This is a genomic window from Flavobacterium sp. GW821-FHT12A05, assembly GCF_058807735.1.
This window is the reverse complement of record NZ_JBXAQY010000001.1, coordinates 184,952-197,580: the sequence shown is the minus strand read 5'-3', so window position 1 is coordinate 197,580 and position 12,629 is coordinate 184,952. Positions and strand designations below refer to the sequence as shown.

8 protein-coding genes are annotated in these 12,629 nt (G+C 35.0%); all 8 read right to left on the bottom strand.

Annotated features, from left to right (window positions below):
• Positions 1-173: 173 nt before the first annotated feature.
• The 8 genes from AC1RRQ_RS00665 to AC1RRQ_RS00630 all read right to left on the bottom strand — a co-directional run bounded on the left by AC1RRQ_RS00665 (position 174) and on the right by AC1RRQ_RS00630 (position 12,611).
• Positions 174-2,117 (bottom strand): RagB/SusD family nutrient uptake outer membrane protein, encoded by a 1,944-nt coding sequence (locus AC1RRQ_RS00665; protein WP_493020424.1) that lies wholly within the window; start codon positions 2,115-2,117, stop codon positions 174-176.
• 12 nt (positions 2,118-2,129) lie between these two features.
• A complete protein-coding gene (locus tag AC1RRQ_RS00660) occupies positions 2,130-5,219 on the bottom strand; it encodes a SusC/RagA family TonB-linked outer membrane protein (protein WP_493020422.1) in 3,090 nt (1,029 codons plus the stop codon).
• 518 nt (positions 5,220-5,737) lie between these two features.
• Positions 5,738-6,394 carry a fructose-6-phosphate aldolase gene (gene fsa, locus AC1RRQ_RS00655; protein WP_493020420.1) on the bottom strand — a complete coding sequence of 219 codons (657 nt, stop codon included), beginning with the start codon at positions 6,392-6,394 and terminating at the stop codon, positions 5,738-5,740.
• A 135-nt stretch (positions 6,395-6,529) separates the two neighbouring features.
• Complete coding sequence (gene xylA, locus AC1RRQ_RS00650; RefSeq protein ID WP_493020418.1) at positions 6,530-7,855, bottom strand: xylose isomerase; 1,326 nt, start codon at positions 7,853-7,855, stop codon at positions 6,530-6,532.
• A 166-nt stretch (positions 7,856-8,021) separates the two neighbouring features.
• Positions 8,022-8,717, bottom strand: a complete 696-nt coding sequence (locus tag AC1RRQ_RS00645; RefSeq protein WP_493020416.1) for an NUDIX hydrolase — start codon at positions 8,715-8,717, stop codon at positions 8,022-8,024.
• 62 nt (positions 8,718-8,779) lie between these two features.
• Entirely contained in the window at positions 8,780-9,811 is a 1,032-nt protein-coding gene (locus AC1RRQ_RS00640; protein WP_493020414.1) for a glycoside hydrolase family 43 protein, read from the bottom strand.
• A gap of 28 nt (positions 9,812-9,839) precedes the next feature.
• Positions 9,840-11,273, bottom strand: coding sequence for an MFS transporter (locus tag AC1RRQ_RS00635; RefSeq protein ID WP_493020412.1), 1,434 nt, complete (start codon positions 11,271-11,273; stop codon positions 9,840-9,842).
• 225 nt (positions 11,274-11,498) lie between these two features.
• Positions 11,499-12,611 (bottom strand): endo-1,4-beta-xylanase, encoded by a 1,113-nt coding sequence (locus AC1RRQ_RS00630; protein WP_493020410.1) that lies wholly within the window; start codon positions 12,609-12,611, stop codon positions 11,499-11,501.
• Between the last annotated feature and the right edge of the window lie 18 nt (positions 12,612-12,629).

The following is a 12,629-nucleotide window of genomic DNA, read 5'->3' as shown; positions in this document are numbered from 1 at the left end:
CTCATTTATTATTAACATCTTTATAAAAATGTTAGGTTATATTTTAAAATATTTAAAAGCCGAAGGAATTATCCCCCGGCTTCAAACTAAAGCAAATTTGAAAAAACTAACTTATTGTGCCGCTCTAAAAAATCAACACTTATAATAGGATCAAATTTGCTTTTGCAAAAAGATTAATACCCCGGATTCTGATAGGCTTTCTTGTCTGCATCTGACATTTCCATACCATCTAATTGTCCTTGTGGAATAGGTCTCAGATAGTGATACGGTTGTATCGTTCTTGTAACAACCGCTGGTGTATGCTGTCCGTAATTTGATCCGCCTATTGTATATTTTCCGGCAAGTTCATTCCATTTTTGGGTTCTTACCAAATCGTACCAGCGATACCCTTCGCCGTAATATTCACGGGAACGTTCTGCCAGAATATAATTAATATCAATTACGGCAGGAGTTGCACTTGTCAGCAAAGCGCTATTGTCTGCTGTTTTTGCCACTTTACCATTATTGTCCCAACGCCACTTTCCTGCACGGGCTCTTATTACATTGATAAGATCTCTTGCTGATATAGCGCCTGTTGCTCCTTTTACTGCCGCTTCTGCCGCAACAAAATAAAGTTCTGAAAACTTAGCAATAGGATATGGTCTTGTACTTCCTGCATTTGGCTGTCCTAATCCTCCGGCATTATCAGTACGGTATGGCCCTAATTTCCATAAACCCGGATATACTATTCTATTTATTCCTGATGGAGAAATTACATAATCAGATCTGCCTGGTAACACTCCGGCACCAACACCGTTATCGCCTGCTCCAGCAGGATATGCAATTGGTGTGGCGGGTTCATCATTAAGAAAAGTTACAATAGCATCGCCTGGTTTTACCGGTAATCCGTTAGCATTGTATAATGTTGCTACGTCGGTTAATCCTGTTCCAAGTAAGTTCCAGTTTCCACGATAAACAGCCGCAAATGTTCCGTCATATCTTGAATCGTTCGTTTTATCCGCAAAAGTTTTTGTAAAAACTTCAATAGGCGGTACCATTCTTACCCACGGACGTCCTAAGAATTGATCAGCTGCACGCTGCACAGTAGAAACTGCAGCACCAGAAGCATTTTTACTTCTTATAGCCGTATAATTCCATGTTCCCATCCAACCTGCAAAATTATCCGGTGATCCTCCGCTTCCATAAGTAAGACTTGCTCCATTATAATATTCACTGGCCTCTGTATGATCTGCATAAAGCATTAATTCTTTATTTCGATCATTAGACCCTAAATTTACATCATAATAATAAGGCAATAATGCATAAGATCCCGGATTATTAATTCCGTCTAAAGCTATATTATAGGCCTCTTGAAAATACCATTGTGCATTATGTCCATCTGGATCTGTTCTTGGCGTATCAGGATAAGTAGGGATATTGTTAGGATTTTCTAACCACCATGCATATGTAAGATAAGCTTTTGATAACATTAAACGGGCTAAAGTTTTAGTTGCCGTACCTGTTAATCTTGGCGCATCAGGCAATTCTTTTACTGCTGCTGCTAAATCTGGGAAAATAGCTTTTGTATATACCTCTGTTACTGTATTTCGTTTTGAAGATCTCGTGGGTTTACTATTAAATTTTAGTTCTCCCGCTCCTAAATCTAAAGGAACCCCTCCAAAATTCTGTACTAATAAAAAATAATCAAAAGCCCTGAAGAATTTAGATTCTGCAATTAAGCTGTTTGCCACACCTACTGCTGCTGCATTTTCGATAATGCCGCTTGCGGTATTGATGTCGTTATACGAATTGTTCCATACTACATCAGCTCTGCTTGAGGTGGCATTAATGACCCCAACTCCGGATAAATCATGGTCTTTAAAATTTCCGTCGGCTTGCTGTCCATAAGTATTTTCATCTGTACCAGTCTGAACAGAATTGTAATAATATGCCTGCCCATATATCCAGCGCAAATGTGCATAATGCGAAGTTAATCCTTGCAGCACTCCCTGTTCGGTTTTAAAATAACCAGGTTCATAAAAATCATGTGGTTTTTCTTCTAAAATATCAGAGCAGCCTGCAAAGGAGAACAAAACTACTGATCCTATAATTAAATTTTTAAAAATATATCGTTTCATAGTTCTTCTTGATTAAAATGTTAAATTAAGTCCGAATAAAAAATTTCTGGTCGAAGGTGTATTTGTTCCAATAACCAAAAACCTGCGTTGGTATGAATTTACTGCCTGATTTTCATCTCCATAAGAATTTGTTTCAGGATCCATTCCAGACATTTTATGATAAGGAGAAAAGAATACAAAAGGATTTTGTGCCGTACAATAAAGTCTTAGTCTTTCAATACCTAAACTTTTCATGAGTTTTTCATCTAAAGTATATCCAAGTGTTAAGGCTCTGATTTTTACGTAAGAGGCGTCAAAATAGCCCATTGTTGACATATATTTTGGGTTATCTCCGCTTCTGATACCTCGCGGATTAGGAAATTCAGCATCTCTGTTATCCGGTGTCCAGTAATCTACATCGACATTACTTCTACGTCCATTTAAAAGATTTAAGTAACTGTTACCTCCATAAAGTGTACTTACTAATATACCTCCGCTTTTAAATGCTCCAACAGCAGAAAAATCGAATCCTTTATAGGTTAAACTGGTATTAAAACCGCCTTGAAAATCAGGATCAGTTTCTATTATTTGTCTGTCACTTGCATTAATGGCACGTGTTGGTGAACCATCAGGATTAAAATCTCCGGTATATTTAACTTTGATAGATCCTACTACAGTTCCCTGTTGGTTAATATTCGTTGGTCCTGGCTCATACACAGACATATATGGGTCGCCTTCCTGCCAGATACCTACTTTTTGATAATCATAAATAGAATTGATATTATAACCTACGAACCACGAGTTACCTTCATCTCTTTGAGATCCTGATGCCAGTTTAACCAGTTTGTTTTGGTTGGCATATAAATTAACGCCCACTGTCCAGCTCAACCCTTTTGGATTATCAAGAATAACACCGTTCAAAGCGATTTCGTACCCTTTGTTTTCAGTTTCTCCAACATTACCCACATAACTGCTAACTCCGTTTGTTGCCGGAAGATTTACTCTTTGCAGCAAATCTTTTGTATTTGTTTTATAATATTCGATTGTTCCTGACAAGCGATTATTTAAGAATGCAAAATCCAATCCGTAATTCCATGTTGTAGAATATTCCCATCCTAAATTTGGATTAGGCAATGTTGTAACATATACACCTGTAGAATTCGTAGTTCCAAAATTATAAGGTCTTGTACTTAATGCTCCCAAAGTTTGATACGGATCTACAGCCTGATTAGAAGTTTCTCCGTATCCTGCACGTACTTTTAGTAAATTAACCCATGAGAGTTTTTTCATAAAAGATTCGTTTGAAATTGTCCATCCTGCAGAAACAGCCGGATACGTTACCCATTTATTTCCTTTGGCTAATCTTGACGAACCATCTGAACGAATTGTTCCCGAAATAAAATATTTATTATCGTATGAATACATTGCTCTGGCCATGTAAGAACTCAAACCCCATTGTGTGTAATCCTGATTTGCAGGATTTATAACAGCCTCTTCTTCACTTTGACCTAAGTTGTAAAATTGAAAGGCATCCGAAGTAATTCCGTTTCTTGATATTTGCGAAGTATTTGATGTAAACTGCTCATTTGAATATAATCCAACAAAATTTACAGTATGTTTTTCTGCAAAAGTTTTATCGTATGTTATCAGGTTTTCAATAAGCCATTGTGTCGATAATGTATTACTAATAGATGCATTAGAGATCGTAGTAGGATTTACATCAAATACTCCTTGTCCTTCATAATAACCACTATTAGACAAACGCAAATTTAACCCCGTGTTCATACGGTATTTCAAACCTTGTACTCCTGGTATTTTCACCTCGGCAAAAATATTATTATAAGAACTAAAAGCTCTGGTTTGATTAACATAAGATTCTCCTAAATTATTAATGGATTCTCTGGTGTAAACCCAGTTTTCATCTCCTCCCATTCTAACTGTTCTCTTTAAAGATCCATCGGGATTATAAGGATTGGCTAACGGAGAGGTTGCCAGAATAGTTCCTGTACCAATGTTATCGCCATTAGTTACAGCATAGTTACTATTAGTATTAAATCCTATACGAAAAGCGCCTCCAACCTGCTGATCTAAACCCGCTCTGATACTAAAGCGTTCATATTTTTGGCCCGGCAGTACAGACTCTTCTTTATAATAACCTAAACCTGCATTATAGGCTCCATTCTCAGTTCCACCTGATACACTAACATCATGACTAATCATTTCACCTGCTCCGTAAAGCGAATTCTGCCAGTCTGTATTGGTGCCTCTTGATTCATCAATTCCATCTGTATATAAAGTTGAATAATCGCGAAGTGCTGCAAACTTAGCACCGTCCATCATATCGTATTTACCAAAAACCTGCTTTATCCCACTGAATCCATTATAGTTAAATGTAGCTTTTTGATTTTTACGCCCTTTATTACTTGTAATTAATATTACCCCATTCGCACCACGCGAACCATAAATAGCAGTTGCAGAAGCATCTTTTAAAACATCGACAGATTTTATATCAACAGGATTTATATCTCCTATAGAACCTGCAAACGGAACACCATCCAAAACAATTAAAGGATCATTGCTTCCTGTTAAAGATCTGGTACCGCGTATGCGTATCTGCATTGCTGCTCCCGGTTTTGTAGAAGTTTGTGTTAAATCTACACCGGCGAGTCTTCCTTGTAATGCCTGAGTTACGTTGGCAGCAGGTACTTCATTTAATTCCTTGCCTCCAATAGATGCTACAGATCCTGTTACAGCTTCTTTTCTTTGTGTTCCATACCCAATAACAATTACTTCTTTTAGCTGACCAGCGTCTTCTTCAAGTTTTACATTAATTTGAGTTTGTCCGTTTACGGCTATTTCTTTGTTTTTTAAACCTATAAAACTGAAAACAAGAACGCCACTAGAAGGTACATCTATAGAATAAGTACCGTCAAAACTTGTACTTACGCCATTTTTTGTTCCTTTTAAATTTACGTTAGCTCCCGGAATTGGCCCATTGGTATCTGATACGGTTCCGGTAACTTTTGTCTGTGCACTCGAATGGAGCGATATCGCAAACATTAATATCAAAAAACAAAAGCATTTTAGATACTTCGTTTTACTTGTAACAAAAAAGTTAGTCATAAAAATTGATGTTAGATAGTTAAAATTTAATTTTGGTTTAGTTAATAAGTGTATTTAAAACAAATATAAAAAAAAGGAATCAACACACAATCGGTTGTTTACTTTTATTTTAAATATTTCACAAAAAAATGCAGTTTAAAAAATATTTTACTTAATTAATAACTTAAAATAATAAACTATCCGTATTAACTCAATTAATTTTAATTGTAATTTTAATAATACTGAGGCATTATTAAAATTTAATTAAAAAAAACATAAAAGTAAAAGTGATTAGGCTGCAGTCATAAAACAGCTCTTTTTTAAAGTAAAAATATTGTTAAAAAACAACAAAGCAGAATAATAAAGCCCTGTATTTGCCATTAATAGCTATTTATCTCCGTTTATTTTCTAAAAAATTAGTCAAAAAAAGCACAAAAAGCAATCGGTTGTTATTAAAAATAAAAAAGCTTCTTTTAAATTAAATTCAAAAGAAGCTTTTGCTGTTATAAAAATGTTTTATCAAACTAGTAATAAGAGTATTATAATTTCATTTTTTTGGCATCTTCAATAAATTGATTAAGTCCAATATCTGTTAGCGGGTGTTTTAGCAGTCCTTTAATTGCAGAAAGCGGTCCAGTCATAACATCTGAGCCTGCTTTTGCACAATTTACAATATGCATGGTATGTCTTATTGAAGCTGAGAGAATTTGGGTTTTGTATTCATAGTTATCATAGATTTCTCTAATCTCCTCAATTAAATGCATTCCGTCGGTTGAAATATCGTCTAGTCTTCCTAAAAAAGGAGAAACATAAGTTGCCCCTGCTTTGGCTGCCAAAAGGGCCTGCCCTGCCGAAAAGACCAATGTAACATTGGTTTTGACTCCTTTTAACGAAAAATATTTACAGGCCTTCACTCCATCTGCGATCATAGGTAGCTTCACCACAATTTGCGGATGCAATGCAGCAAGTTCTTCTCCTTCTCTTACCATTCCTTCAAAATCTGTTGAAACAACTTCTGCCGAAACATCTCCATCGACAATAGTGCAAATATCCAGATAATGCTTCAAAATATTATCTTTTCCCGTAATACCTTCTTTCGCCATTAATGACGGATTTGTTGTTACACCATCTAAAACGCCAAGTTCCTGCGCTTCTTTAATGTCTTGTAAATTAGCTGTATCAATAAAAAATTTCATGCTTTTTGTTTTAATTTGGTTAGTGGTTGCGCACATCTTTATCAAAGCTTTAAATTTTGATAAAGATGTGCGCACAAAATAGTATCAAATAGTTGTTTTAGGAATTAACCTTCTATAGCTATCACATATTAATTATTAAATATATTGATTAATGATATTTTCAAACAATTCCTGTTTTCCGCTTTGAAGTGTTAATTCTCCATTCTCGTGAGCGATAGTATAAAGATCTTTAAGGTTTAATTTTCCATCAGCAAAATCTTTCCCTTTTCCAGAATCGAAAGAGCTGTATCTTTCTGTTCTTAATTTTTCGTAAGGAGAAGAAGTGATGATTTTATCTGCGGTCAATAAAGCTCTTGCAAAAGTATCTGCTCCGCCAATGTGCGCTAAGAAAACATCTTCCAGATCTGTAGAATTTCTTCTAATTTTTGCATCAAAATTAACGCCTCCGCCCTGCAATCCGCCGGCTTTTAAGAAAACCAGCATCGCTTCGGTCGTTTCCTGAATGTTATTTGGAAACTGGTCTGTATCCCATCCATTTTGGTAATCTCCTCTATTGGCATCGATACTTCCTAACATTCCTGCTTTTGCTGCCACTTCTAATTCATGCTGAAAAGTGTGCTGTGCCAATGTAGCGTGGTTTACCTCGATATTGATTTTGAAATCTTTATCTAAACCATATTCTTTTAAAAATCCAATTGCAGTTGCCGTGTCAAAATCGTATTGGTGTTTAGAGGGCTCCATTGGTTTTGGCTCGATAAAGAAAGTTCCTTTAAAACCTTGCGCCCTTGCGTAATCTCTTGACATTGCAAGGAATTGCGCCATGTGGTCTAATTCTCTTCCCATATCAGTATTTAAAAGAGACATATAACCTTCACGTCCGCCCCAGAAAACGTAATTTTCTCCACCTAAAGCAATCGTTGCATCAAGGGCTAATTTTACCTGTCCTCCGGCTCTTGCTACTACATTAAAATCAGGATTTGTGGCCGCTCCGTTCATGAATCTTGGGTTTGAAAAACAGTTTGAAGTTCCCCATAGCAATTTAATTCCAGATGCTGTTTTTTTCTGTTTTAAGTATTCCGTAATAAATGCCAAACGTTTTTCTGATTCTGCAAAAGTTGCTCCTTCAGCAATTAAATCATAATCATGGAAACAGAAATAATCAAATCCCATTTTGCTGATAAATTCAAAAGCAGCATCTGCCTTATCTTTTGCTGCCTGATACGGGTCAGAAGACTGATCCCATCTAAAATTTTGCGTTCCCGGACCAAACGGATCACTTCCCTGTCCGCAGAAAGTATGCCAGTAGGCGATTGCAAATTTAAAGTGTTCGCGCATGGTTTTTCCTGCTACAACCTGGTCTGGATTGTAATATTTAAATGCCAGTGGATTATCCGATTCTTTTCCTTCAAATTTAATTTGACCAATACCTTTGTAGTATTCTTTATCTCCTAAAACTATCATTTTTTTATTTTTTTATGTGTTAGTATAAACTCTAATTCTTGTTTCCATTCTTGATAAGCCGTTTTGTAAGGTTCATCATTTTTCAAAGGCAAAAACGTCATTACATGATCGTTAGTTGTAATACTTGATCCAAATGAAATTCACTATCATGAGCACAAAAAATTCTTTAAAAATTAAAATTGAATTCTCCGTACGATAACAACTCGTGACTTTTTAAATTCAGGCTGTAAAATCTTGCAGCTCTGTGCGAAACATCTTCTTCTTTTTCATTTGAATCATGCAGGATTCCTGTCTGCAGCAGCTTTCTTCTAAAATTTGATTTGTTTATTTCGATTCCTAAAATCTCTTCATAAAGATTTATAACCTGTAATAGTGTAAATTTCTCCGGCAGTAAATTAAACCCTACGGTGCTTTTGCAGATACTTGCCCGCAATTCTTTTAAACTAAAATCTAATATTATTTTATGCTTGTCGTTTAAACCAAGAATGTCATTAATACTAAACCACTTCGCATCAGCATAATTAGAATCTTTGATCTTATTATCCAGTTTTACCAAGGCATAATAAGCAATGGAAATATCCTCTTGTAACGAAGGTGAAGGCATATAACTAAACGCTTTTAACTGCTCTAAGAAAAAGTGATCGCCACCTGTATAATTCTTCAGAATATTATGGGCAGTACTCAATATGGTTTCACTTTCTTTTATATAATCACTGGCCAGACCCCAGGTTATAAGCCCTTCATTATCTTCTTGTTTTACTAATAAAACCTCAAGACTTTTATTTTTGAAATTGAATATTACACAATCAATTTCGATTTTTTTTAACACTATATTCTTTGGTGATTTTTTCAGCTCTTTCATCTCCCTTTTCCATAGAAAATAAATTTCAAACTATTACTGTTTCAATTAATAGAAATCTTAGTCTATTGTGCTCTTTGTGCTCCATAGGGATCTATAGTAACAATCTTTCCATCCTCGAGATAATCGATTTTGGTTACCTTCATACTTCTTAAATGAGTTATTCCTTTTGACAAACTCGAATCATGATAAAACAAATACCATTCCTCTCCCACTTTACAAATAGAATGATGTGAGGTCCAGCCTACTACTGGATTTAAGATTCGCCCCTGATAAGTAAACGGCCCGTAAGGATTATCACCTGTGGCATAACAGATAAAATGAGTATCACCTGTAGAGTATGAAAAATAATATTTTCCATTGTATTTATGCACCCAGGACGCTTCAAAAAAACGTTTCTCATTATTTCCGGCCAATAATACTTCTCCGTTTTCATCCAAAATTTTTATTTCTTTTGGCTCTTCGGCAAATCCCAGCATATCCTGCGTTAATAACGCTACTATTGGACCTAAAGCAGGCTCATTATCGGTTGGTTCTTCATAATTATTATCGTACTTATTGTTTCTGTATTTTTGAAGTTGTCCTCCCCAAATACCTCCAAAATAGATATAATGTTTCCCATCTGTATCTTCAAAAACGGCAGGATCAATACTATAACTTCCTTTAATAGGTTCTGGCTCCGGTAAAAAAGGGCCAATAGGCGAATCACTGCTTGCGACTCCAATCTGGAAAATTCCGTCAGCACGTTTCGCAGGAAAATACAAATAATATTTTCCGTTTTTACAAGCTGCATCAGGTGCCCACATTTGCTTTTCTGCCCATGGTACATCGTTTACATGCAATGCAACACCATTATCTAAAGTTTCCGAATTGATATTCTCCATCGAAAACACATGATAATCTTCCATACCAAAATGATCTCCATTATCATTAAAAGGAATACCGGCATCGATGTCGTGTGAGGGATAAATATAAATTTTACCATTAAATACATGTGCAGATGGATCTGCTGTATAAATATGGGATACTAAGGGTTGTGAAATGGCTTCTTTATTAATTTGCTCGAAATTAATTTCTTCAATACTATCTTCAGGCATAGTCGTTTTTTTGTTTTATATAAAATAATTAAGTTCTTCTTTCTTTTAAATCTGCCTCTATCTGCACTTCTGTTTTTTTATCAATTTTATAGAAAAACAACAGGGCAACACCAGTTAAAAAGGGGATTGCAGGAAAAACACTGACCAATAATTTGATTCCGTTTATAGCTAAATCTGTTTGGGTTAGAGAATTTGGTACGTAATGAAAATATCCTAAAAACAAGGTCGTCAATGAACCGCCAATACTTAAGCCTGCTTTTAAACCTACCATCATGGCCGAAAATATGATAGCTGTGGCCCGACGGTTATTGAGCCATTCTGAATAATCAGCAACATCGGCAATCATTGCCCATAGAAGCGGAATTGTGATTCCGTAGAAAAATCCATGTAAAATCTGAGAGAAAAAGATAAAACCAATAGCTTTTGGCGAAAAGAAATAAAAGGAGAGAATAAATAAGGTCGAAATAAATAAAAACAATCCAAATATATTTCTCTTGCCATATTTATCAGCCAAACTTTTAGACATGGTAATTCCAACGATCATAAAGATAATTCCGCCTGCATTAAACAATCCAAATCCTGCAGAAACCGGATCATTCCCAAAATGATTCAACCCTGCTTTTGACAATACCTCTAAAATGGGCTGTATAAAAAGTGCTAACTGTTCTTTATCTACATAATTTTCAAAATAGTATACATAAGAACCTCCTTTCATGGCAAGGGTAATAAATACTAATGTTGTAAGACTCAGCATAATTACCCAAGGCTTGTTTTTTATTAAATCGCTTAAATCTTCACGCACGGTGGATTTTTGCTCCGGTTTTGGAATAATGCGTTCTTTTGTTGTTAAAAATGTAATGAGCAGCATTATTGTACCAATGATTGCTAAAACTGTCATCACTTTTTCGATACCAATTGCCTTGTCTCCATTTCCGGCACTTTTAATAATTCCGAGCATGAAAACCTGAACAAAAAATTGCGCAAACATTACCGCTACAAAACGATACGAAGACAAACTGTTTCTTTCTTTCATATCACCCGTAATTACTCCGCTTAAAGCGGAATAAGGCAAATTGTTACCGGCATAAAAAAGCAATAATAAGGTATAGGTTACAACGGCATAAATTACTTTTCCCTGATAGGAGAAATTGGGTGTTGTAAAAGCCAGTAATGCAATTATACCCAGCGGTATGGCCGTTATTAATATCCATGGTCTGAATTTTCCCCATTTTGTAATGGTCCGGTCTGCCAGTATACCAATAATGGGATTAAAAATAAAAGCTGCAATTAGCCCTACAACAAGCATAATGATAGAAGAATGCGTGGGAGACAATCCATAAATATCTGTATAGAAATAAGCCAGATAAGTCATCAAAGTCTGGAAAACTAAATTTGCAGCAAGGTCTCCTAGACTATAGCCTATTTTTTCTTTTATGGATAATTTTTGTGAAATGTAATTCATTATTTATGTGGTTATTTTGGCTTGAAATTAGATTCTGTTTTTCTAAATTCAAAATAGATAATTAGTACTGAAAATTGGTATAGTTTATTAAAACAATCGGTTGTGTAAAATTATAAAAAAATACAGAATAAACAACTGTATAATAAACTATTATATGAATACAATTTCTAAACACATTCGGTTGTGTAATTGATAATAAAAAAGGCTTTTAAGCATCATTTTTTATTATTTTACATCTTTCAGCTTCATTACCTCGTAGTACGCTTTTTTGGGTTTGAGGTCTTTATCGAATAACAACGGATAATTTGTTCTCCCTTTTACAGGCCAGTCATTTAACCACGACTGCCCATCATGAACTCCCCAAAATGTTACACGGCTGATTTTGTCTTTATGTTTTAAAAATAATTTAAAGATTGAAGCATAACGTTCAGCAAGTTTAACCTGAACAGAATCCGGAAGTGCTTTAGGATAAGGATTCATTTCAACATTTCCTTCAAAATTCTGATTGACATCGGCACCATTTAAATCTTTTGGATTTGGTAATACCGAAATATCCAATTCTGTAAATGCAACTTTAACACCAAGAGCAGAATAGTCCAAAATACTTTTCTCGATTTCTTCTAATGATGGATAATTCAATTTCCAATGCGCCTGAATACCTACCCCGTCAATTTTTCCGCCGCCTGCTTTGATTTTTTTGATCAAATTAATATTTCCTTCTCTTTTTGCCGGCTCTTCATTATTATAATCATTGTAATATAAATCTACTTTCGGATCTGCAGCGGCGGCTAATTTGAAAGCATCAACAAGGTATTTTTCTCCAAGTGTATTTAAAAAAATTGATTTTCTTAAAGTTCCATCTTCATTTAAAGCTTCATTCACCACATCCCAGGAATCAACTCTGCCTTTGTATTTAGATACAATTGTCGTGATATGATCTTTCATAAAAGCTTTCATTTCTGTACTGTCCTTAATTTTTTCCATCCACGGCGCCAATTGGCTGTGCCAGATTAAGGTATGACCGTGAATAAACATTTTATTCTTCTCACCATAAGCTACAAACTTATCCGATAATGTAAAATCATATTTATCTTTTGCAGGATGAATAAACATCGATTTCATAATATTTTCTGCCGTTATCGCATTAAACTCTTTTTTAATCAAAGAGTCTTCTTTGGCATTTTTTTCTTCGATCTGATCTTTACTCAAAGCTGTTCCTATATAGAAATCATTTTTAAAACTGTTTTTTAAAGAAATAGCTTCTGTTTCTTTTTTTGCATTGCAGCTGCTTAAAATTACGAGAGACAAAAGCAACAATTGGTGATTAATTAATTTCATTTTTTGTGGTTATAAGGT

Coding starts and splice junctions, on each gene's coding strand:
- AC1RRQ_RS00665 (WP_493020424.1), bottom strand. CDS start 2,117: ATGAAACGATATATTTTTAAAAATTTAATTATAGGATCAGTAGTTTTG.
- AC1RRQ_RS00660 (WP_493020422.1), bottom strand. CDS start 5,219: ATGACTAACTTTTTTGTTACAAGTAAAACGAAGTATCTAAAATGCTTT.
- fsa (WP_493020420.1), bottom strand. CDS start 6,394: ATGAAATTTTTTATTGATACAGCTAATTTACAAGACATTAAAGAAGCG.
- xylA (WP_493020418.1), bottom strand. CDS start 7,855: ATGATAGTTTTAGGAGATAAAGAATACTACAAAGGTATTGGTCAAATT.
- AC1RRQ_RS00645 (WP_493020416.1), bottom strand. CDS start 8,717: ATGAAAGAGCTGAAAAAATCACCAAAGAATATAGTGTTAAAAAAAATC.
- AC1RRQ_RS00640 (WP_493020414.1), bottom strand. CDS start 9,811: ATGCCTGAAGATAGTATTGAAGAAATTAATTTCGAGCAAATTAATAAA.
- AC1RRQ_RS00635 (WP_493020412.1), bottom strand. CDS start 11,273: ATGAATTACATTTCACAAAAATTATCCATAAAAGAAAAAATAGGCTAT.
- AC1RRQ_RS00630 (WP_493020410.1), bottom strand. CDS start 12,611: ATGAAATTAATTAATCACCAATTGTTGCTTTTGTCTCTCGTAATTTTA.